Genomic DNA, 22,566 nt, shown 5'->3' on the forward strand with positions numbered 1-22,566 from the left:
ATTTTTTTCGGAAGCGCAATAGAAATTTCGTCACCAGTCTGCCATGGTGTTTCTAAGGGCGATTGTGACCGCCTGCAGCGCAGGTCCAGAGATTTCATGTCGATCGAAGAGAAAAAAAGACTGCAACGAAATGATCGCGTGACGATCCGGACGGTGGCAACGCATGCAGGCGTATCGGTCGCCGCGGTCTCGAAGGTGATGCGCAACGCTTATGGCGTCAGCGAAGCGCTGCGGGCAAGAGTGACCGACGCTATTGAAGCGCTTGGATATCGGCCCTCACGGGCGGCGCGCGGGTTGCGCGGCCGGAGTTTCACCATCGGCGTGCTTTTGATCGACATCCGCAACCCCTTCCTGCCGGAGGTGATTGCCGGTGTAAACGGCGTGCTGGCGCCTTCGCATTACCAGGCGATGATCGGCGTCAGTGATGCGCGCGTACAGCTGGAGACGTCGTTGATCGAGTCGATGATCGACTACAAGATGGACGGCCTGATCCTGGTTGCGCCGCGCCTGCCTTCGGACATCATCGCAAAATTCGCGGCTCAGATACCGATCGTCGCCGTCGGTTATCACGATGCCGGCGCCACGGCCTTCGATACGGTCAATGCCGACGACCAGCGTGGAGCCGAGATTGCGGTGGAAGCGCTGCTTGCCTGCGGCTATCGCGATATCGAAATGCTGAGCCTCGGCGAGCGTGAGGGGCACCAGGTCTCTGTCGTGCGCCAGCGCGAGATCGGCTTCCGCCGGGCGATGCAGCGTGCCGGACTGGGATCGTCTGCGCCGATCACCAAAATTCCGATCGCCCCGCCAAAGCGGGAGGAAACGATGCGAAAGTTCCTGTCGAGAAAGAACAGGCCGCGCGCCGTTTTCTGCTGGAGCGATCTCGACGCCATCACTCTTCTGAGCCTGGCGATGGAGATGGGTGTGCGTGTGCCCGAGGATCTTGCCGTCATCGGATATGACAATTCGTCGACCGCAGCGCTCGGCCTCGTCAATCTCGCAAGCATCGATCAATCGGGCAGGGAGCTCGGTCAGGTCGCCACCCGGACGTTGATTTCGAGAATAGAGGGCCGCGCCGGCGCGGAGCATATTTTCCAGATGCCGTCGCTGGTCAGCCGCAACAGCCTGACCCGATCCGGCAATGCCACGGATACTTAGAGCGCCAGAAATGGAAGGCCGGCAGCCGCAATGCGCTTGCCGGCCTCGTAAATCTCAGGCGGCCTTGCCGAACTTCGAAGGACGCGTCGCGGCGGCCTTCTTGACCATGGCGGTAACCTCCGCCCGGCGGGCGCCGGAAAGCGGCAGGCGCGGCATGCGGACGCGTTCCGAGCCGCGGCCCATGATCTGCTCGGCGAGCTTGATCGACTGCACGAGGTCATGCTCGGCATCGAGATGCAGAAGCGGCATGAACCAGCGGTAGATCCTGCGGGCCTCTTCCCAGTCGCCGCGTTCGGCGGCGGCAACGAGCTGCACGGATTCCTCCGGGAAGGCGCTGGTCAGCCCCGAGACCCAGCCCTTGGCGCCGAGCATCAGGCCTTCGAGCGCGACGTCGTCGAGGCCGGCGAAAATATCGAAACGGTCGCCGAATTCGTTGATGAGATCGGTGAAGCGGCGCGGATCCGGCGCGCTTTCCTTGACCGCCTTGATATTGGGCACATCGGCAAGCACCTTCAGCACATCGGCGCCGATGTTGACGCGGTAGGCCGGCGGGTTGTTGTAGAGCATGATCGGCAGCGAGGTCGCTTCGGCGACGGTGCGGAAATGCGCAATCAGCTCTTCCGGCTTCGGCACATAGACCATGGCCGGAAGCAGCATCAGGCCGTCGGCGCCGAGTTTTTCGGCGTCGCGGGCATAGGCGACGGCACGACGCGTATCGAATTCGGAGACGCCCGTCACGACGGGGACGCGGCCGTTGACGACCTCGACGGCGGCTTTGAGGATCGTACGCTTCTCATCGGGATCGAGCGAGTTGTTCTCACCACATGTGCCCATGACGATCAGCCCATTGACGCCGTCGTTGACGAGCGCGTCCTGAACACGCTGGGTTGCGGAAAGATCCACGGAAAGATCTTCGTTGAATTGCGTCGTTACGGCGGGAAATACGCCCTTCCATCCTGTTGTCATCGATCGAAACTCCGTTAAAGTCGGTTTGTTATATACAAACTGTCGACAAGACACAATCGCCATGATTTGTAAATTCGTGGGGCGTTGCCGAAATCGGCCAAAACGCATTACAAGGCTCTCATCAAGGGGAGGGACGCATGCAGAACGACGTGGAAAATGTGCGGGTGCGCGGTTCCGGCACGCAGAGCATCTATGCCGCGCTGCGCCGGGAGATCCTGTCGATGGCGCTGGAACCCGGCAGCCCGCTCGATGAGGTGCGGCTGTCGGAACGTTTCGGAATGTCGAGGACACCTATTCGCGAAGCGCTGTTGCGCCTTGCCGCCGACGGGCTGGTCACGACGCTGCCGAACCGGAACACGATCGTTGCGCCGATCGATTTCGCCAACCTGCCCACCTATTTCGAAGCGCTGACGCTGATGTACCGGGTGACGACGCGCGGGGCCGCCGGGCGGCGGAACGACGCGATCATGGAAACCATCCGCCGGCACCAGAAGGACTTCGCCGGAGCGGTTGCTAAGCGCGACGCCTATGCGATGATCGAGGCCAACCGTGAATTCCACGTGGCGATCGCCGAGCTTGCCGGCAATACCTATTACACGGCCTTCTTCGCCAAACTGCTCGACGAAGGCCGGCGCATACTTCGCCTTTATTATTCGACCTTCGACGACCGGCTGCCCCGGCAATATGTCGATGAACACGAGGAAATCATCGCCGCCATCGAGGCCGGCGACGCCGAGCGCTCAGATCGGCTGGCCATCGCCCACGCCGGCCAGATCGTCCGCCAGATCCAGGACTATCTCGCGCGCAACCTCGACCGGCCGGTGGCGATCGGCCTGTCCTGAAGCGCCGCCGGGATGGCCAGAAAAGGAAAGAACAGGAAAAGCACATGTCGTGGCAGCACCCCATACTCCGCATCACCGAGGAGGAGCGGCAGGATCGCCTTTCCAGGCTTCGAGAGGCGATCGACGCCGAGGGACTGGCCGGCATGCTTCTCGGCCCGACCGAAAGCCTGCGTTATTTTACCGGCCTCGTCTGGCATCCGAGCGAAAGGTTTCTCGGCGCGCTCGTCACGCCGACGGCCGTTTCCTATATCGTTCCCGGTTTCGAGCGCAGCCGTGTCGAAACCCTTCCGCACCTGCCGGGAGAAATTCTGGTATGGGAAGAGGAGGAGAGCAGTGCTTCACTCATTTCCCGCCTTGTCGGCCGAGGCGGCAGGCTTGCCCTTGATGACGGCCTGCCGCTTTTCTTCTATCACGCCTTGGCGGCGGCGATGGGCGCCGAAAGGCTCGCCGATGGCGGCCGGCTGATCCGCGGCCTGCGTCGCATCAAATCCGCCGCGGAGATTGCGCTGATTCAATATGCGATGAACCTGACGCTCAACGTGCACAGGCAGGTGCATTCGCTGTTGAAGCCGGGCATCACCTCATCCGAGGTGGTCGATTTCATCGATCGGCAGCATCGCCAGGCCGGCGCCGATGACGGCTCGACATTCGCAATCGTCTCCTTCGGGCTAGCAACCTCGCTGCCGCATGGCGCAGACGGCGATCAGATCCTCGGCGACGACGACGTCATTCTCGTTGACACCGGCTGCCGGATCGACGGTTATCATTCCGATATCACCAGAACCTATATGCTCGGCGGCGGCAACGGCGCCTTTGAACGTGCCTGGTGGATCGAACGCGAGGCGCAGCAGGCCGTGTTCGACGCTGCCCGGATCGGCGCTGCCTGCTCGAGCCTCGACAATGCGGCCCGCAAGGCGCTCGCCAAGCATTCGCTCGGCCCCGACTATCGCCTGCCGGGACTGCCGCATCGCGCCGGTCATGGCCTCGGGCTCGAGATCCACGAGGAGCCTTATATCGTTCGCGGCAACGACACCCCGCTTGCGGCCGGCATGTGTTTTTCCAACGAACCGATGATCGTCTTTCCTGGACAATTCGGGATCCGGCTGGAAGACCATATCTATATGACAGCCGAGGGACCGCGCTGGTTCACCGCGCCGGCGAGGGGACCGACCGAACCGTTCTCCTGAGCGGGCGCATCCCGCCCGCTCAGGCAGATGCATCTTAGTCCTGAAGGCCGGCGGCACTCCCCGCCTTGAGCTTGACCTCGATGACCGGGACGGTGACCTTGGGGCGGCGTACCGGCAGGACGAAGGTCAGTTCATCCTCGGCGACGGGAAACTGGGTGTTTGCCCATAGCGTATTGGCCGACGGGCGCAGCCAGGTCACCTCGCTGGCATCATGCAGGAATTGCGCATATTCGACCTTGCCGGCCAGCGCATCGAAATGCAGATGCCTATAGGGCCAGTTGAACAGGTGGATATAGAGGCGATCGCCGTTCTGAGTCAGGCGGCAATCGGGCGGTGCGGTGAAATCGGACTGGGTGCAGCCGACGATGCTGCGCTCGTGCAGCGCCATCCACTCCTCATAGGCAGCAAGGGCGGCAAGCGCGCGGTGGTCGAGCGTGCCGCGAGCCGTCGGCCCGACATTCATCAGCAGATTGCCGCCGATGGCGACGGTGCCGACCAGCATCTGCACCAGCTGCTCCGTGCTTTTCCAGGTGTCCTCGTCACGGTGATAGCCCCAGGAGCCGCTGAGCGTCTGGCAGGCTTCCCAGACGACGCGCCGGCCGTCGCGTTTCGGCCAGGCGCGCGGCATATATTGCTCCGGCGTGACGATGTCGGGCTGCAGGCCGGCGAGATCGAGCCGGTTGTTGATGATGATATCGGGGGCAAGCTCGCGCACCAGCCGCACGAGTTTTTCGCTTTCCCAGTCCCGATGACCCTTGCCGACCAGCTCTCCGAGCTTCCACTGCGGATAGCTGAAATCGAACCACATGATGTCGATCCGTCCGAACTCGGTCAGCAACTCGCGCACCTGCTCTCGCATGAAAGCGGCATAACGCAGCATATCCCGGCCTTCATTAATCTTCGTCGCATCGGGATGATTGCGCTGCGGGTGACGCGGATCGACCGTAAAGTCGGGATGGTGCCAGTCAATCAGCGAATAATAGAAGCCGATTCTTAAACCCTCCGCGCGGAAGGCGTCGACGAAGGGGCGCAGCAGATCCTTTCCATAAGGGGTGTTAGTCACCTTGAAGTCGGTGGCCTTGGTGTCCCAGAGGCAGAAGCCTTCATGGTGCTTGGTGGTCAGCACGACGTATTTCATGCCCGCGGCCTTGGCGCGTCTTGCCCATTCGCGCGGGTCGTAGAGGTCGGGATCGAAGTGATCAAAATATTTCTGATAGTCGGCGTCGTTCAGTTCTTCACGGCTTTTGACCCACTCATGGCGTGCCGGCAAGGCATAGAGCCCCCAATGCACGAACATGCCGAACCGGTCGTGAACGAACCAGGCCTTCTTCTCCTCGGGCAGGGCCAGTGATTGCAGGCTGTCGGCATCCATGGATATTCCTCCTGTTCAGACTTTAAGAGCTGGAAACATGGTGTCCTCCGAAACCCCTAATCGTTTGGCATTATGTCGGGCGGCGTTCAGGTCGTTTCGCGGATGATGAGTTCGGGCACGATGACGATGCCGTGCTGCCGGTTCTTGGTGGCAATGCGGCTGAGCAGCAGCCGCACGGCTTCTTCTCCCATTTCCCGTTTCTGCACCCTGAGCGTGGTGAGCGCCGGTGACAGCAATTCGGCCGTTGGTATATCGTCGAAACCGATCAGGGCGATCTGCTCGGGGATCGAAATGCCGGCCGCCCGGCAGGCCTTCATGGCGCCGATCGCATTGAGATCGTTGTAGCAGACGAGGGCATCGATGCCGGGCGCTTCCGCCAGCAATTGCGCGGCCGCGGTTTGCCCGCTCGCGGCTGTCGGATCGCAATAGACGATGCCGTGCGCTTTCAGCCCGTGGACGGCTAGCGTCTTGCGGATGCCGACGAGGCGGCTCTTGCCGCCGAAGGAGCTGCGCGGCCCTGCGATGATCGCAATCCTACGGCGACCGCGCTCGACCAGATGATCGATGGCGCGCGACGCTCCGGTTTCGTAGTCCGTGACGATCGTTCCCGCCACTTCGGGCGGTGCTTCGCGGTTGATGAGCACCGCCGCGCGATGGTGCGCGAGCGCCTTGTGCAGGGCGGCATCCGGCAGGCGCGCGCTGCAGACGATGATGCCGTCGACCCGATGGCGCAGCAGCGCCTCGATGAGTTCGCCTTCGCGTTTGCTGTTCTCGACGACGTTGGACAGAAGCAGGTTATAGCCGGCGGCACTCGCCGCGTCCTCGGCTCCTCTGATGACCTCGGGAAAGAACGGATTGGTGATGTCGGGGACGAGAAGGCCGATGGTTTTCGAGCGGTCGGATCGCAACCCGCGTGCGAAGGGATTGGGTCGATAGTTGAGTTCATTCGCCGCCAGAAGAATGCGCTGGGTCGTTTCGGCGCTGGCGCCGCCCTGATCGTTGAGCACGCGCGACACCGTCATCGGCGATACGCCTGCAGCGCGCGCGACATCGGCGATGGTTATCTTGGATTTCGGCTCTTTGGTGCGGCTCAACGGGGTAGTCTCTTGGGGACGGAATTTGCGATAACGATAACTAACATAATTTCCCGGAAAACCAAGGCTATCCCAGTTAAGTATGCGTATTCAGAATCTCTTTGACAAGCTGGAACGGTAACGTTAACGTCCGAGCTGGAGGAAATACGTTAACGATAACCTAGAGACGATCATTGGGAGGAGACTATGCAACACGTCAGAATTCTACGACGGCAGGTCGTCTCGACCGTTGCCGCTGCGATCCTCATTGGTTCCGGTTGGGCGGGTGCTGCCTTCGGTTTTCAGGAAGCGCCGGAACTCAAGGCGCTCGTCGATGCCGGCAAGCTGCCGCCGCTCGAACAGCGGCTGCCCAAGGAGCCGCTGGTGCTCACCCCACTTGAATCGGTCGGGACCTATGGCGGCACCTGGCGCACGGCCACTTTCGGCGGCGGCGACAGCGAGATCGAGCGTTCGATCGGCTATACAAGACTGGTTCGCTGGAACCCGGAATGGACCGAGGTGATCCCCGACATCGCCAAGAGCGTCGAAGTCAATGCTGACGCGACCGAGTATACGTTCACCCTGCGGCAAGGCACGCGTTGGTCGGACGGCGAGCCCTTTACCGCCGACGATCTGGTCTGGTGGAACGAGAATGTGCTGCGCAACACCAAGATCACGCCCGCCGCGCCCGACTGGCTGACCGCCGGCGGTGAGCCAGTCAAGGTCGAGAAGATCGGCGACGACAAGGTCGTCTTCAAATTCGCCGCGCCGAACGGCCTGTTCCTGATGAACATGGCGACAGTGCGCGGTTCCGATATCCTGGCTGCCGCACCGGCGCACTACCTCAAGCAGTTCCACAAGGATTTCAATCCGGACGGCGTCGATGCCCTGGTGAAGGCGGCGGGTGCAACCGACTGGGTCCAGCTCTTCAACAACAAAATCGGCTTTCCCGGCCGCTGGCGCGATCTCGGCCGGCCGACGCTCGACGCCTGGGTGTTGACTGCGCCCTATAACGGCACGACGCAGGTCGTCGCCGAACGCAATCCCTACTATGCCAAAGTGGATACCGCGGGAAACCAGCTGCCTTACTTCGATCGCGTCACCATCGACGTGATGCAGGATACCCAGGCGATCATCCTGAAGGCGATCAGCGGTGAAATCGACATGCAGAACCGCTTCATCGAGACGACAGACGCCCGCACGGTGATCGTGCAGAACCAGCAGAAGGGCGGCTACGGACTGTTCATCGCTCGGCCTGCCTGGTCGAACGCGCTGCTGATCACGCTCAACCAGACCCATAAGAATCCGGCCTTGCGCGCTGTCTTCTCCAACAAGGATTTCCGCATCGGCCTCAGCCACGCCATCAACCGCGAGGAGCTCAACCAGCTGATCTATGCGGGGCAGGCCAAGCCCTATCAGGCCGCACCCCGCGAAGGCACTGCGCTCTATGACGAGAAGATGGCGACACAATATCTCGAATATAATGTCGACCTCGCCAATCAATATCTCGACAAGGCCGGCCTCACCAAAAAAGATGCCGAAGGCTTTCGCCTCGGCCAGGACGGCAAGCGGATCACCTTCGCCATCGACGCCTTGACCGGAAGCCCGATCCAGGTCGATGCCCTCGAGATGATCCAGCGCTACTGGCGGGCCGTCGGCATCGACATGCAGCCGCGCCCGGCCGAGCGGTCACTGATCTTCTCGCGCCTGCAGAACAACGACAATGACGGCCTGGGATGGGTTGGCGGCGGCGGTTACGACTTCCTCGGCCTGCTCGATCCGAAATGGTATTTCCCGCACGAATATGAATCGAGCTTCGCGACGGCCTGGGGCCTCTATTATCAAAACCCCAAGGATCCGAACGCTGAGGAACCGAGCGCTGCCGCCAAGAAGCAGATGGATCTCTACCGGCAGGTGCAGGAAGCCCCGACGCTCGAAAAGCAGCTCGCCGCCATGAAAGAACTGCTGGCGATCACCCGTGACGAGTTCTACGTCATCGGCACGAACCTGGAGCCGGACCGTGTCGGCATCGTCAAGACCAACATGCACAACGTTCCGAAGGTCATCCCCAGCACCTCGTTCTACATGACGCCGGGACCGGCCAAGCCGGAGACCTTCTACTACCAGCAATAAGACACATGATCGGCCGGAATGGCGTCTGCGGGCGCCATTCCGCCACCAGCCCAGTCCCAATCATCCAGTCCGATCGGCTATCGCCGGTCGAGGGAGCTTGAACATGGCCGGCTTCATCATCAGACGTCTGCTTTACATGATTCCGATGATGTTCGCGATCTCGGTCGTGACCTTCATCATCATTCAGCTGCCGCCGGGCGACTTCCTGACGGCGATGACCGCGCGTCTGGCCTCGCAGAACGAAACCATCGATCCCAGCGTCATCGCTGGCCTGCGCGAACGCTATGGCCTCGATCAGCCGTGGGCGGTTCAATACTGGAAATGGATCAGCGGCATCCTGCTGCGCGGGGATTTCGGCCAGTCCCTCGATTGGAACAAGCCGGTCAGCGAACTGATCTGGGCGCGGATGGGCTTAACGATGGTCGTCTCGGTCACCACGCTGCTCTTCGTCTGGGCGGTGGCCTTTCCGATCGGCATATATTCAGCCGTGCGGCAATATTCGCTCGGCGACTATTTCGCCACCTTCTTCGGCTTCCTTGGGCTTGCCATTCCGAACTTCCTGCTGGCGCTCGTGCTGATGTTCGTCTCGGCGCAGTATTTCGGCCAAAGTGTCGGCGGATTGTTTTCGCCCGCCCATATCAACGCGGCCTGGAGCTGGGCCAAGCTCGGCGATCTCGTTTCGCATATGTGGATCCCGGTCGTCGTCCTCGGCACGGGCGCCACGGCCGCCTTGATCCGCATCATGCGCGCCAATCTCCTGGACGAGCTCAACAAGCCCTATGTCGACATGGCCCGCGCCCGGGGGCTGAGCGAAATCCGATTGTTGTTGAAATATCCGGTGCGGGTGGCGCTCAACCCGTTCGTCTCCACAGTCGGCTGGGTGCTGCCGCACCTCGTCTCGGGTTCGGTGGTGGTCTCCATCGTGCTCAGCCTGCCGATAACCGGGCCGCTCCTGCTCAACGCGCTTTTCGCCCAGGACATGTATCTGGCGGGCACTTTTATCCTCTTGATGAGCATGCTGACGCTGATCGGAACGCTGATCTCCGACCTGCTGCTTGCCTGGCTCGATCCGCGTATCCGCAACGGCTGAGGGGAGATAAACAATGACCGATCAAGCCATCGCGCTATCACCCGAACCAATTCGCAATTCCGATGCGGTCGCCGGCCAATGGAAACTCATCTGGCGGCGCTTCTGCCGCCATCGGCTGGCGCTCGTGGCGGGCGTCGTGATCTTGCTGATTTACCTGGTCGCGCTGTTTGCCGAGGTTCTGGCGCCGGTTTCCTCGCAGACTTACGATTCCCGCTACACCTATGCGCCGCCTCAGCAGCTGAGATTCGCCGGCTACGACACGGCGGGGAGATTTCACCCGCTCTATGTCAACGGCTACTCGATGAAGGTCGACCCGATCGCGCTCAGCCGCACCTATGTGCCCGATCCGGCTGTCGTCATTCCCGTGGGCTTCTTCGTCAAAGGCGAACCTTACCGGCTCTGGGGCTTATTCGATCTCGACCGGCACCTGATCGGCCCGGTCGAGGCAGGCAAGCCATTCTACCTGTTCGGCGCCGACCGGCTCGGCCGCGACGTCTTCAGCCGCACGGTGCACGGCACTCGGATTTCGATGTCCGTCGGTCTGATCGGGGTGGCGATCAGCCTCATCCTCGGCATCATTCTCGGCGGTATCTCGGGACTCTATGGCGGTTGGGTCGATGATGTGATCCAGCGCTCTATCGAACTCATCAACTCCATTCCGACCATCCCGCTATGGATGGGGCTTGCGGCTGCCGTTCCGATCAGCGCCGATCCGATCCTGGTCTATCTCTGGATCACGGTCATCCTGTCGCTGATCGGCTGGACCGACCTGGCCCGTGTGGTGCGCGGGCGCTTCCTGTCGCTGAAGACGGAAGACTTCGTCATCGCCGCGCATCTCGACGGCTGTTCGCGGATGCGCATCATCTGGCGGCACATGGTTCCTTCCTTCATGAGCCACATCATCGCCTCGGTCACGCTCGCCATTCCGACGATGATCCTCGCAGAAACCGCGCTCTCCTTCCTCGGCATCGGGCTGCGCCCTCCGGTGGTGAGCTGGGGCGTGCTGCTGCAGGAGGCGCAGAATATTCTCGCCGTCTCGAGCGCACCCTGGCTGTTTCTTCCCGGCACCGCGGTGATCGTCACCGTGCTCGCCCTCAATTTTCTTGGTGACGGATTACGCGATGCTGCAGATCCCTATGAATACTGATCCCAATTTTGCCGCCGTCGGCGGCCGGCATGGGCACCGCGACCCGCTGATCGAGGTCGACGATCTCAGGACTCATTTCTTCGGCGGAGCGGGTACGGTGAGGGCGGTCGACGGCGTGTCCTTCAGCATTCCGCGCGGCAAGACGGTCTGCGTCGTCGGCGAATCCGGCTCGGGCAAGAGCATTACCGGCCGCTCGATCCTCAACCAAGTTCCGCGCGGCGGGCGGATCGTCTCGGGCGCGATCCGCTATCGGCCCGAACCGGCGGCACCCGCCATCGATCTGGCGGCGCTCGATCCGCGCGGCGCCGACATGCGGGCGATCCGCGGCGCCCAGATCGGCCTGATCAGCCAGGAGCCGATGGCAGCACTTTCGCCCGTCCATACGATCGGCAACCAGATGGTCGAAGTGATCCGCCTGCATCTGAAGATGGGCCGCAAGGAGGCGCGTGAACATGCGATCGAAACATTGGCCCTGGTGGGCATCCCCCGTCCAGCCGAACGGATGGAAAGCTATGCCTTTCAGTTCTCCGGCGGCATGCGCCAGCGGGTCTGCATCGCGCTTGCGCTCGCCTGCCGCCCGAAACTGCTGATAGCCGACGAGCCGACCACGGCGCTCGATGTGACCACCCAGGCGAATATCCTCGATCTGCTCGCCTCGCTGCAGGCCGAATTCGGGCTGTCGGTGCTGTTCGTCACCCATGATCTCGGCGTGGTGGCCGAGATCGCAGACGAGGTCGTCGTCATGTATCTCGGCCGGGTCGTCGAGGCGGGCGATGTCGACACGATCTTCCACGCGCCTGCTCATCCCTACACCAACGCCCTGCTGCAATCGGTGCCGCGCATGCACGGGCAACCGAGCGAACGGCTGGCGACCATCGAAGGCATGGTGCCCTCGCGTTTCCACAGGCCCGAAGGCTGCAGCTTTCATCCCCGATGCAAGCAGGCGAGGGCGGGCCTCTGCGACCGGGAGGATCCCCAATCCGTCGTCATCGGCGAAGGGCACGTCGCGAGCTGTCTGCTTCATGAGGGAGGACGATGATGGCCGATCCCATGACGCAACCACGTCCGCTGCTCGAACTCAACGATCTCAGAATGCATTTCCCCATCCGCAAGGGTGCGTTCCGGCGGGTGGTCAGGCATGTCAAGGCGGTCGACGGCGTCTCGCTTCGCGTCGAAGACGGCGAGACGCTCGGCATCGTCGGCGAATCCGGCTGCGGCAAGTCGACGCTTGCCCGCACCGTCCTGCGCATCTATCGGCCCACAAGCGGAGAAATCCGCTATCGCGACCGCAGCGGCGGCACGGTGGATCTCGCCACCTTGTCCGGTCCCGCCCTCGACGAAGTCCATCGCGACCTTCGCATCGTCTTTCAGGATCCGCAATCCTCGCTCAATCCGCGCCTTCCCGTCATCGACATCATCGGCGAGGTGCTTAGCGTGAACGGCATCGCCAAGGGCCGGGAACTCGAACACCGGGTTGCCGATCTGATGCAGAGCGTCGGCCTGCGGCCCGAATATATGCGCCGCTATCCCCATGCTTTCTCCGGCGGCGAACGCCAGCGCATCGGCATTGCCCGGGCGCTGGCATCCAATCCGCGTCTGGTGATCGCCGACGAGGCCGTCTCGGCGCTCGACGTCAGCGTGCAGGCGCAAACCATCAATCTCCTGCAGGACCTGCAGGAACAGTTCGGTCTCACCTATCTCTTCGTCGCCCACGACCTCTCGGTCGTCCGGCATATCTCCGACAATATCGCCGTCATGTATGTCGGCCGGGTCGTCGAAAAGGCGCCGACCGAGCAGATCTTTTCGCGTCCGCTCCATCCCTATACCGAAGCGCTGCTCTCGGCCGTGCCCATTGCCGATCCGAGGATGCGCCGTCACGGCCGGCGCATCCGGCTGGCGGGCGAGGTCGCCGACCCTGCGCATCCGCCGCCCGGCTGCGCATTTCATCCGCGCTGCCGCTACGCCACCGAACTTTGCAGGCAGGAGGTGCCGGGCTTACGGACCGTCACTGCCGATGGACATGCGGTGGCCTGCCATCATGCCGAATCCCTGACCCTCAATCCTTTCGCCGACCGTACCGTTCCGGAGTTCAATTGATGCCCGAATTCATTCCACGCTCCGAGCAGCGTCCCATTGTGGATACCTCCTCCAGGACGCTCGATCTCATTTACTTCGACCTCGTCACGCTTCCGGCCGACGGCCGGGACACGCGGCGGCTGCTCTTGCACGAAAGCCTCTACGTCGTGCTGTCGGGGCAGGTGGATATCGAAGTGGATGACATCCGCTTCGAAGCTGTGGGCCGGCGAGCCGATATCTGGGGAGGCGATGCGGATTCGGTCTACGCGCCCGTCGACGCCAATGTCCGGATATCGGCCCGTGGCGGCCCGGCGGAAATCGCCATTGCCGGCGGTCTATGCGACACGCGCTACGCCCCGTTCCGGGTCACTCCCGAGGAGGTCGACGCGGTCAATGTCGGTTCGCCCGACACGCATAGCCAGCGGCGGATCGTCCATCTGCTCGGCCAACGCCAGAACGGCCGCTGCGGCAATCTGCTGGTGAGCGAACTCTATGCCGGCGAGGGCTGCTGGTCGGGCTATCCCCCTCACAAGCACGATACGGAAGACGGCGACGCCGAGACCCTACATGAGGAGCTCTATCACTATCGTTTCCAGCCCGAGACGGGCTTCGGCAGCCAGATCACCTATGACGATGATGGTCCGGTCAAGATCCTCATGACCCGCCACGGCGACACCTTCCTGCTCGATCGCGGCTACCACCCGACCGTCACCTCGCCCGGTCATCGCGGCTATATCTTCACCATCCTTGTCGGCAAGCACCGCCGCGGGCTGATCCAGCGCTTCGACCCCGCCCATCAGCATCTGACCAAGACCATCCCTGGCATCGATGCGATGCGCGACAAGTTCAAATAACCCGCCTTGGGCTGCCAGCCTTTCCCTCCAAGGAGAACGATCCATGCGTGAACGTACGCGAATAAGCGTTGATGCCGGCGAAGCGGTGCGCCCCTTCAACCGGTTCTGGCGCGGCACCGGCTTTTCGCCGGCCGAACTGCTGCTTGAACCCGAGATGCGCCAGATGCTCGCCTATATCGGTGGACTGCCGAACGAGGGCATCCGGTACCTGCGTGTGCACTATCTATACAATCTGCTGCGCTCGACCGCCGCCGGTTATGACTGGTCCCTGCTCGACCGCGCGCTCGACGTGATGATCGAACACCGCCTGAAACCGTTCTTCGAGCTGATGGGCAATCCGTCGGGCCTCTTCACCGATTATGAGGACATGGATCAGGTCAAGCGCTGGCGCGATCTCGTGACGGCGACGGCCGACCGCTATGCCACGCGTTACGGCATGGACGAACTGCGCAGCTGGTATTTCGAAACGACGAACGAGGCCGACTCCGGCTGGTGGACCTACGGGATCAAGGGCTACACCAATTACTACGATGCTTGTGTCGCCGGGCTCGATGCCGTCGATCCCGGCCTTCCCATGGGCGGGCCGGGCACTGCCCGCACGCTCTCGCCGATTTTTCGCGCCTTGATGGCCCATTGCGACAGCGGCACGAGCTGCCTGACCGGCGAGGGGCCGCCGCGCCTCGACTACATCTCGATCCACGAAAAGGGCGTCAACGGCAGCAAGGACGACCTGACCCCGAAAACCAACGCCATTGTCGACCGCACGCTTCTCGTCGTCGATTATCTCAAGGAGCATCATCCGCGGCTTGCCGGCCTGCCGATCGTCAACGACGAATGCGATCCGCAACTCGGCTGGAGCGATCATCACAGCTGGCACGGCAAGGCTTATTACGCCGGCATCATCGCCCGCATCATCGAGCAGCATGACCGGCGTATCATCGCCCCGAAGGCAGCGAATTTCACCTTCCTCAGCAATGACCATGCCTTTATCGGCGGGTGGAGCCAGCGCACGATCTTTGCCTATTTCGGCCCGCGCAATTTCACCAAGGCGCAATGGGAGCATAAGACCGATCTCGAGACGCTGGTCACGGACGTCGAGCGCGCGCCGCCCTTCGACCTCGTCAAGAAGCCCGGTCTCACATCGATGGAATTGCTGGCTACGCTCGGCGATACCCTCTGCAAGGTGACCGCCGAACCGCCGCTGACCCCCGATGCGGACGGCCTGGCAATCCTGCCGACACGGCTGCCGGGCGGCGGTGTTTCCGTCAGCCTCATCCACAGCGTCGACGCCATCAACCGTTCGGGGCGAACCGCCGTCCGCCTGGAGGTCAGCGGGCTGGTTCCCGGCCGTCATGCGCTGTGTCTGCTGCGCATCGACGAGGAGTTCACCAATCCAATGGAGGTCTGGGAGGCCCAGCGTGATGAAAGCAACCCACGCGGGCCTTTCGAGCCGGTCGGCGCGCCGCCTCAGCCTGATGAAACGCAGTTTGCCGCACTGCGCCACGCCCAGGAGCCGGCCTTGCTGCACCCGATCAGCATCGTCGATTGCGACGAGGGCGGCGTCAGCGTCGATCTCGACGTGCCCTTACCGTCGCTCACGCAGGTGCTTGTCGTTCCCGACAGCAGTAAGCCCCCCGTGGCCCCCAGCGGTCTCGTCGTCGAACGTTATCTTGGTCTCGGTGGCCGGGAACGGCGCATGCTGTTCTGGGCCGCCGGCGATACGAGCCCTGCCATCTTCTATGATGTCCTGGTCAGCAGGGATGGCGAGACATTCGAAAAAGCCAGTTCCGTACCGCTGATCTCGACGGCATTCCTGCACATGTCGCCGCCAGGCGGTGCGCGTTACGCGGTCTGCGCCCGCGATGCATTCGGCCGCCGTAGCGAACTTTGTGTTTCCCGCTGATTTGACCATGGATATCGCCTATTTCACCAAAACCCTGGAGGGGCTGCCGCTCGAAGAGGCGGCGGAGATCACCGCCGGTCTCGGCTTCGACTGTGCCGACCTCCTCATCCGCGACGGCCATGCCGTTTCCCCCGACCAGCCGGAGCAGGTCGTCGGGGCTGTGAAACTCTTTGCCGCGGCCGGCCTGCGCACGCCGATGGCGACGATCGATTCCACGCGGCCCGACGATGCTACGTCCCGGCTTCTCGGGCATTGCGGCGAGGCCGGAATCGGGCAGATCAGGCTGGGTTTCTGGCGCTATGACCCCTCTCGACGCTGGAGAGTGCAGATCGACGAGGCGCGGCGCGATCTCGACGGTTTTGAGCACCTGGGCGCACGCTTCGGCATCAAGCTGACCATCCAGCTTCACGGCGGAACGCTGCACAGCTCAGGCGCGCTGGCATTGCAGTTGCTCACCGGGCGCGATCCCGGGAGGATCGGTGTCTACCCCGACCCAGCCAATCAGATCGTTCGAGAGGGAAGCGAAGACTGGCGTCTGACCCTCGACATACTCGCCCTGTGGTTCTGCTGCATGGGTGTGAAGAATGGCGGCTGGTTTCCCGGTGTCCATGGCGCCGACGGTCAGCGTGCATGGCATTCGGATTGGCAGGGGCTCGACGAGGGCATGGTGCGCTGGAACGAGATCATCCCCCATCTGGTCGCCACCGGATTTGCCGGCGTGCTCTCGGTGCATTCCCAATACCGAGTCCCCCGGCAACAGGCGCTGGATAAGGTTCGCGCCGATCTTGCCTATCTCAGGCGCCTGGTCGCCGCAGCGAAAGAGCAGAGCCATGCATGAACAGAGTTCCGTCATTGCCGTCCTTTTGACCGAAAAGACCCGCCGCATGATGCTGGACGATGCGGCGGCGGCCCAGTTGAATGCCCTCGGCGAGGTTCGCTGGCCGACCGGCGCTACGATTGACGCTGCCGATGCCGATCGGCTGCTGCAAGGCGTCACGGCCTGCCTGACCGGATGGGGCACGCCACCCTTCGATGCCGCCACGCGCCAGCGCCATCCGCAACTTGCCCTCGTCGCACATTCGGCCGGCAGCGTGCGTACGCTCGTTCCGTCCCGCCTGTTCGACGAGGGTCTTCGCGTCAGCCATGCCGCCTCGAAAATTGCCACCTCGGTTGCCGAGTTCGTCGTCGCCGAGGCGTTGCTCGCCATGCGCGGCATTCACCGGCTGCATGATCAATTGCGCGGCGGCGGCGAATGGCTCGACGTCCGCGCCGCCGTGCCGCAAAGATTACTTGGCGCCCGAACGGTCGGCATCGTCGGCGCCGGATATGTCGGCCGGGCGGTCATGCGCCTGCTCGTGCCATTCGGCTGCCGCGTGCTGGTCGTCGATCCCTATTTGGATGAGAGGGAGGCCGCAGCACTCGGCGTCGTCAGCGTCGGATTGGACGATGCGCTCACGGAGAGCGACGTAATTTCCCTGCATGCCCCCGTCCTGCCCGAAACCCGCCGCATGATCGGCGCCCGCGAACTGGCTTTGCTGCGCCCCGGCACATTGTTCATCAACACCGCGCGCGCAGAACTGGTCGATGATACCGCACTGCTCGCCGAAATCCGCTCCGGTCGCATCGAGGCGGCTCTCGATGTCTTCGACAACGAACCGCTGCCGCCGGACAGCCCCTTCCGCGACCCTGTGCTTTCCAATGTCACCATTTCGCCGCATGCCGCCGGCCACACCGAGGAGGCACATTTCGCTCAAGGACAGGCGATGGTGGACGAGATCGGCCGGCTGCTGCGCGGCGAACCGCTCCATCACGAAGTGTCGCGGGCCATGCTCGACAGGATGGCATGACATGGACAGAAGCATCGGAGCTTCCCTAACGGCGCCGCGCATCAGAATTGTCGAGATCGACGCCTTCGAGCGCGACATCAGCCTGCGTCTGCCGTTCCGTTTCGGTGCGGCGACCCTTAAAAAGGCGCCGCAGGCCTTTCTCAGGGTGCGCGTGGAGGATGAGAGGGGAAAGACGGCCGTCGGCGCTGCCGCCGAAATGATGGTGCCGAAATGGTTCGACAAAAACCCGGCGCTGACGCCGGCGCAGAATGTCGATCAGTTGCGCGGTTCGATCCGTGTTGCGGCCGCTGCCTCGCTCGAAGCGTCCGCGCCGGAGACATTGTTTGCCGCCGCCCGTCTGAACGATATGGAGACGGTGCGGCGCCTGCCCGTAAACCCGTTGGCGGCCGGCTTCGGTCCTTCGCTGATCGCCCGCGCCGCGCTGGATGCCTATTGCCGCCTTGCCGGCATTTCCTTCTTCGATGCGGTGCGCGGCAATCTTGTCGGCATCGGCGGCCCGATGCTGCCAGGCGATATCGGCGCGGATGCCGCCTCCGCCGCGCTCGCCGGTCTTCGTGCTGGCCGCTCGATCTCGGCGCGGCATACGATCGGGCTTGTCGACCCGATCACCGATGGCGATATCGTCGATCCGGTTGGCGACGGCCTGCCGCAAAGCCTCGAGGCCGTGATAGCGCGCTATGGCAACCGCTGGTTCAAGATCAAGCTGTCGGGCGCGGTCGACGCCGATATCGACCGCCTGGCGCGCATTGCCGCCGTCTTGGACCGCCTGCCCGATTATCGGGTGACGGTCGACGGCAACGAACAGTTCGGTGCGGCCGAGCAGTTCGCCGCCTTGCTGGCGCGGACGGATTCAATACCGGAACTGGCGAGGCTGCGTGCGGCCATCGCCTTTGTCGAACAGCCGTTCTCGCGGGAGATCACGATGGATACCCCTCTGGGGGATCTGGCGGCGCGATTGCCCTTCCTGATCGATGAGAGCGACGATGGCGACGATGCCTTCGCCCGCGCCCGGGCGCTCGGCTATACCGGCGTCTCCTCGAAAACCTGCAAGGGCATTTACCGCTCGCTCATGAAGGAGATCCGCATCAAGGCGGGTAGCGTGCCGGGGCTGTTCCTTTCGGGCGAGGATCTGACCTGCCAGGCCGGGCTTGCCGTGCAGCAGGATCTGGCACTGGCCTCGCTGCTCGGCCTCTCCCATGTCGAGCGCAACGGCCATCACTACGTTGCCGGCATGCAGGGCGCGACACCGGTGGAGAAGGCGCTCTTCGCCGCGGCCCACCCGGATCTCTACGAGCACGGCGCCGACGGCCCGCTTCTGTCGATCCGCGACGGCCGGATCGACATCGGTTCGCTGGATGCGGTCGGCTATGCCAGCGGCGCCTTGCCGGATTTCGAGGCGATGAGGCCGCTGTCATGACATCCGCCGAGGTTCAGCAGCCGGCGTACCTCGGCCGGCCGCCGGGCAGGCTTGAGGAATTGACGGGTGCCTGTATCTTTCTGGCCTCGAAGGCTTCGAGGCACATCAATGGTCACGGACTTTACGCAGACGGAGGCATGTCGGCATGTCGTTGAAAATCAGTAAGGCGCCGGGGGAATTGCGGTCAGCCCGCTGGTTCGCATCCGAGGACCTGCGCGGCTTCGGCCATCGTTCGCGTCTGATGCAGATGGGTTATGATGCCGGCGACTGGGCCGGCAAGCCGCTGATCGGCATCCTGTCCACCTGGTCGGACCTCAATCCCTGCCACGCCCATTTCAAGCATCGCGTCGAAGACGTGAAACGTGGCGTGCTGCAGGCGGGCGGCTTTCCGGTGGAGATGCCGGCGCTGGCGCTGTCGGAAAACTTCATGAAGCCCACGACCATGCTTTACCGCAACCTCCTGGCGATGGAGACCGAAGAGCAGATCCGCGCCCATCCTGTCGATGGCGTGGTGCTGATGGGAGGATGCGACAAGACCACGCCTGGGCTCATCATGGGGGCGCTTAGCGCGGGCGTGCCGATGATCTACCTGCCGGCGGGTCCGATGCTGCGGGGCCATTATGCAGGCCAGCAGCTCGGTTCCGGTTCGGACGCCTGGAAATACTGGGATGAGCGGCGCGCGGGAACGATATCGGACAAGCAATGGGCCGGCATCGAAGCCGGAATCGCGCGTTCCTACGGCCATTGCATGACAATGGGCACCGCTTCGACGATGACCGCGATTGCCGATGCGATGGGGCTGACGCTGACGGGGGTCTCTTCCATTCCCGCGCCCGATGCCAATCATATCCGCATGTCGGCCCAGACCGGCCGGCGGATCGTCGAGATGGTCTGGGAAGATCTGACGCCTGACCGGGTCGTCACCCCGGCGGCCATTCGCAATGCCGCGACGGTCGCCATGGCGACGGGCTGTTCGACCAATGCCGTCATCCACCTCCTGGCCATGGCGCGCAGGGGCGGGGTCGCGCTGACACTCGACGATCTCGACGCACTTGGCCGCGTCACCCCGGTCGTCGCCAATGTCCGTCCGTCCGGCAAGACCTATCTGATGGAGGATTTCTACTATGCCGGCGGTCTTCTGGCGCTGATGTCGCAGATCCGCGAGCGGCTCGATCTCGACGCATTGACGGTTTCGGGGGAAACGCTGGGGGCGGCGCTGGCCGATGCGAAGATCTATAATGACGACGTGATCCGGCCGCTTTCCAACCCGATCTATCCGGAGGGCTCGCTTGCCGTGCTCAAGGGAAATCTGGCGCCCGATGGCGCGGTGATCAAGCCGGTGGCCTGCGACCCGCGCTTCCACGTCCATCAGGGCCCGGCCCTGGTCTTCGACAGTTACCCCGACATGAAGGCGGCGGTCGAGGACGAGACGCTCGATGTGACGCCTGATCATGTGATGGTGTTGCGCAATGCCGGGCCGCTCGGCGGCCCCGGGATGCCGGAATGGGGCATGCTGCCGATGCCCAAGGCGCTGCTGAAGCAAGGACATCGCGACATGCTGCGGCTGTCGGATGCGCGCATGAGCGGCACCAGCTATGGCGCCTGCGTGCTGCATGTGGCGCCCGAAGCCCATGTCGGCGGCCCGCTTGCCCTGCTGCGCAACGGCGACATCGTCAGGATCGATATTCCGAACCGCCGGCTGGATATGCTCGTCGATGAGGCAGAGCTGATCCGGCGCCGCGCCGCCTGGATGAAGCCGGCGGATCGTTTCGGCCGCGGCTACGGCTGGATGTACGCCTCCCATGTCAGCCAGGCCGATAAGGGCTGCGATTTCGATTATCTGCTGCCCGAATTCGGAGCGGCAGCAGGAGAACCGGACATTTTCTAGGAGGACATGCATGACGACACTTTCGGACAGCACGCGCGACAAACTCATGCGGGTCAGCGTCGCCACCATCAGCACGGCGCTCTTCAAGCGCGGCCTGCGTAACCAGACCATCCAGGATGTGCAGCCGGTCGCCCGCAAAGGCCGCAATATGGTCGGCCCTGCCTACACGCTGCGCTATATTCCGGCGCGCGAAGACCTGAACAAGCTCGAGGTTTTCCGCAATCCGGAACACCCGCAGCGCGCCTGCGTCGAAAGCTGCCCGCCGGGCGCCGTGCTGGTGATGGACAGCCGCAAGAATCCCCGCGCTGCGTCCGCCGGCTCAATTCTCGTCACGCGGCTGATGGTGCGCGGCGTGGCCGGTGTCGTCACCGATGGCGGCTTCCGCGACAGCCCAGAGATCGGCGGCCTGGCGATCCCCGCCTATCATAACCGCCCGTCGGCGCCGACAAACCTGACACTGCACCAGGCGCTCGACATCAATGTGCCGATCGGTTGCGGCGACGTGGCGGTCTGGCCCGGCGATATCATGGTCGGCGACGACGAAGCGGTGATCGTCATTCCGGCCGAACTCGCCGACGAGGTCGCCGAGGAAGCCGTGGAAATGACCGCCTATGAAGACTTCGTCACCGAGCGCGTGCTGGCCGGCCAGTCAATCATCGGTCTCTATCCGCCGACGCAGCCGCGCAATCTCGAGGAATTCGCCGCCTGGCGCGCCAAGCACGGTCGGTGAGTCCGGCATCCGTCACCTCTAGTTTGGCGCGCTGGCTGCGGTTTCACCCGGCGGCAAGATCCGGAACAAAAAGGTTGAAACCTTCTCCCCCGGCTTGAAAGGTCCGGGGACCTGATTAGTTACTGGTTTCAAGCTTTGAAGGTACGCTGCGATTGACGTCACGTCCTCGTCGGTGAGCTGCGCGAATGCATGCCATGGCATGATTGGCGCCAGGATGCGACCGTCCGGCCGCTGCCCGGACTGAAGGGCAGTCACAATCTGTTCCCTGGTCCAGCTCCCGATGCCGGTCTCCTTGTCAGGCGTAATGTTGCGGCCGACAAAAACGCCCTCGCCCGGGATCTCAAAGCCAACATCCGATCCACCGAGAAAACGCGCAGTGTCCGGCTTTCCGAAGAAATATCCCGGTGTGTGGCAGTCGTTGCACCCGCCGACCGTGACGAGATATTCGCCGCGCGCAATCTGCGGATCATCGGCCGCTGCTGCCATGCTCAACGGTAGCTCCAACGCACAAGCGGCTATAAATGCGAGCCGAACGCTCAATCGAAACATTTTACCCTCCGTGTTTACAGCCGCTCGCAGCCGAAAAGGAGTGAATATCATGATGAAGTTGTTCGATATATTAGCCACTTCGAATTAATAGAATGGTACGCGGCGCAGGCCGCCAGGCCAGCAGTAAAAAAGGGCCGCGACGAAGCAGGCCTCCATGAATTTTCGCGAGCACGGGGCGGCGCGGCAGCTGCTATTCAATCCGCGACAGCCGGATTGTTGTCGCTTCGCTCGGGGGCGGTCGGCCACCAGCGGCACCTTGCCCGATTTCGAAGCGATGGAGCCGTTGTCGAACGCATGGCAGGACGCGCAGGCGGCATGATGCCGCCTGCGGGGGAAC

20 protein-coding genes are annotated in these 22,566 nt (G+C 63.0%); 16 read left to right on the forward strand and 4 right to left on the reverse strand.

Features of this window, described 5'->3' with window-relative positions; translation table 11 throughout:
• Positions 1 to 96: 96 nt before the first annotated feature.
• Positions 97 to 1,155 carry a LacI family DNA-binding transcriptional regulator gene (locus tag NMA58_RS31660; RefSeq protein ID WP_434715178.1) on the forward strand — a complete coding sequence of 353 codons (1,059 nt, stop codon included), beginning with the start codon at positions 97 to 99 and terminating at the stop codon, positions 1,153 to 1,155.
• A 54-nt stretch (positions 1,156 to 1,209) separates the two neighbouring features.
• On the opposite strand, the gene NMA58_RS31665 is transcribed toward NMA58_RS31660, so the two are convergent.
• Positions 1,210 to 2,121, reverse strand: a complete 912-nt coding sequence (locus tag NMA58_RS31665) for a dihydrodipicolinate synthase family protein (RefSeq protein ID WP_085780839.1) — start codon at positions 2,119 to 2,121, stop codon at positions 1,210 to 1,212.
• A 137-nt stretch (positions 2,122 to 2,258) separates the two neighbouring features.
• Here NMA58_RS31665 and NMA58_RS31670 point away from each other — a divergent pair, with 137 nt between their 5' ends.
• The gene (locus tag NMA58_RS31670) at positions 2,259 to 2,963 is read left to right on the forward strand and encodes a GntR family transcriptional regulator (RefSeq protein WP_183699813.1); all 705 of its coding nucleotides are present in this window, start codon (positions 2,259 to 2,261) and stop codon (positions 2,961 to 2,963) included.
• Positions 2,964 to 3,007: 44 nt separating this feature from the next.
• Positions 3,008 to 4,150 carry a M24 family metallopeptidase gene (locus tag NMA58_RS31675; protein WP_434715179.1) on the forward strand — a complete coding sequence of 381 codons (1,143 nt, stop codon included), beginning with the start codon at positions 3,008 to 3,010 and terminating at the stop codon, positions 4,148 to 4,150.
• Positions 4,151 to 4,184: 34 nt separating this feature from the next.
• On the opposite strand, the gene NMA58_RS31680 is transcribed toward NMA58_RS31675, so the two are convergent.
• A complete protein-coding gene (locus NMA58_RS31680) occupies positions 4,185 to 5,522 on the reverse strand; it encodes an alpha-L-fucosidase (RefSeq protein WP_434715180.1) in 1,338 nt (445 codons plus the stop codon).
• Positions 5,523 to 5,608: 86 nt separating this feature from the next.
• Positions 5,609 to 6,616 carry a LacI family DNA-binding transcriptional regulator gene (locus NMA58_RS31685; RefSeq protein ID WP_434715181.1) on the reverse strand — a complete coding sequence of 336 codons (1,008 nt, stop codon included), beginning with the start codon at positions 6,614 to 6,616 and terminating at the stop codon, positions 5,609 to 5,611.
• 186 nt (positions 6,617 to 6,802) lie between these two features.
• Between NMA58_RS31685 and NMA58_RS31690 the strand changes: the two genes are divergently transcribed.
• The 12 genes from NMA58_RS31690 to NMA58_RS31745 all read left to right on the forward strand — a co-directional run bounded on the left by NMA58_RS31690 (position 6,803) and on the right by NMA58_RS31745 (position 21,680).
• The gene (locus tag NMA58_RS31690; RefSeq protein WP_434715182.1) at positions 6,803 to 8,728 is read left to right on the forward strand and encodes an ABC transporter substrate-binding protein; all 1,926 of its coding nucleotides are present in this window, start codon (positions 6,803 to 6,805) and stop codon (positions 8,726 to 8,728) included.
• A 103-nt stretch (positions 8,729 to 8,831) separates the two neighbouring features.
• Positions 8,832 to 9,818, forward strand: coding sequence for an ABC transporter permease (locus NMA58_RS31695; protein ID WP_183699805.1), 987 nt, complete (start codon positions 8,832 to 8,834; stop codon positions 9,816 to 9,818).
• 13 nt (positions 9,819 to 9,831) lie between these two features.
• A complete protein-coding gene (locus NMA58_RS31700) occupies positions 9,832 to 10,965 on the forward strand; it encodes an ABC transporter permease (protein WP_434715183.1) in 1,134 nt (377 codons plus the stop codon).
• On the forward strand, positions 10,955 to 12,004 hold the full coding sequence (locus NMA58_RS31705; protein WP_434715184.1) for an ABC transporter ATP-binding protein: 1,050 nt from the start codon (positions 10,955 to 10,957) through the stop codon (positions 12,002 to 12,004). The genes NMA58_RS31700 and NMA58_RS31705 overlap by 11 nt, the downstream gene beginning before the upstream one ends.
• A complete protein-coding gene (locus tag NMA58_RS31710; RefSeq protein WP_434715185.1) occupies positions 12,004 to 13,062 on the forward strand; it encodes an ABC transporter ATP-binding protein in 1,059 nt (352 codons plus the stop codon). The genes NMA58_RS31705 and NMA58_RS31710 overlap by 1 nt, the downstream gene beginning before the upstream one ends.
• Positions 13,062 to 13,895 (forward strand): 5-deoxy-glucuronate isomerase, encoded by an 834-nt coding sequence (locus NMA58_RS31715; RefSeq protein WP_434715186.1) that lies wholly within the window; start codon positions 13,062 to 13,064, stop codon positions 13,893 to 13,895. Before NMA58_RS31710 ends, NMA58_RS31715 begins: the two co-directional genes overlap by 1 nt.
• Before the next feature lie 43 nt (positions 13,896 to 13,938).
• Positions 13,939 to 15,798 (forward strand): GH39 family glycosyl hydrolase, encoded by a 1,860-nt coding sequence (locus tag NMA58_RS31720; RefSeq protein WP_434715187.1) that lies wholly within the window; start codon positions 13,939 to 13,941, stop codon positions 15,796 to 15,798.
• A gap of 7 nt (positions 15,799 to 15,805) precedes the next feature.
• Positions 15,806 to 16,636, forward strand: coding sequence for a sugar phosphate isomerase/epimerase family protein (locus NMA58_RS31725; protein ID WP_434715188.1), 831 nt, complete (start codon positions 15,806 to 15,808; stop codon positions 16,634 to 16,636).
• On the forward strand, positions 16,629 to 17,645 hold the full coding sequence (locus NMA58_RS31730) for a hydroxyacid dehydrogenase (protein ID WP_434715189.1): 1,017 nt from the start codon (positions 16,629 to 16,631) through the stop codon (positions 17,643 to 17,645). Before NMA58_RS31725 ends, NMA58_RS31730 begins: the two co-directional genes overlap by 8 nt.
• A 1-nt stretch (position 17,646) precedes the next feature.
• Entirely contained in the window at positions 17,647 to 19,062 is a 1,416-nt protein-coding gene (locus NMA58_RS31735) for a mandelate racemase (RefSeq protein WP_434715190.1), read from the forward strand.
• A gap of 145 nt (positions 19,063 to 19,207) precedes the next feature.
• Positions 19,208 to 20,950, forward strand: coding sequence for an L-arabinonate dehydratase (gene araD / locus NMA58_RS31740; RefSeq protein ID WP_434715191.1), 1,743 nt, complete (start codon positions 19,208 to 19,210; stop codon positions 20,948 to 20,950).
• Positions 20,951 to 20,960: 10 nt separating this feature from the next.
• A complete protein-coding gene (locus NMA58_RS31745) occupies positions 20,961 to 21,680 on the forward strand; it encodes a ribonuclease activity regulator RraA (protein ID WP_434715192.1) in 720 nt (239 codons plus the stop codon).
• An 18-nt stretch (positions 21,681 to 21,698) separates the two neighbouring features.
• On the opposite strand, the gene NMA58_RS31750 is transcribed toward NMA58_RS31745, so the two are convergent.
• Positions 21,699 to 22,229: a c-type cytochrome gene (locus tag NMA58_RS31750; protein ID WP_434715193.1), complete on the reverse strand. Its 531-nt coding sequence runs from the start codon at positions 22,227 to 22,229 to the stop codon at positions 21,699 to 21,701.
• 154 nt (positions 22,230 to 22,383) lie between these two features.
• Here NMA58_RS31750 and NMA58_RS31755 point away from each other — a divergent pair, with 154 nt between their 5' ends.
• Positions 22,384 to 22,548, forward strand: coding sequence for a hypothetical protein (locus tag NMA58_RS31755; RefSeq protein ID WP_434715194.1), 165 nt, complete (start codon positions 22,384 to 22,386; stop codon positions 22,546 to 22,548).
• Positions 22,549 to 22,566: the final 18 nt, after the last annotated feature.

It is taken from the genome of Rhizobium sp. YTUHZ045 (assembly GCF_051124255.1).
Lineage (GTDB): Bacteria > Pseudomonadota > Alphaproteobacteria > Rhizobiales > Rhizobiaceae > Rhizobium.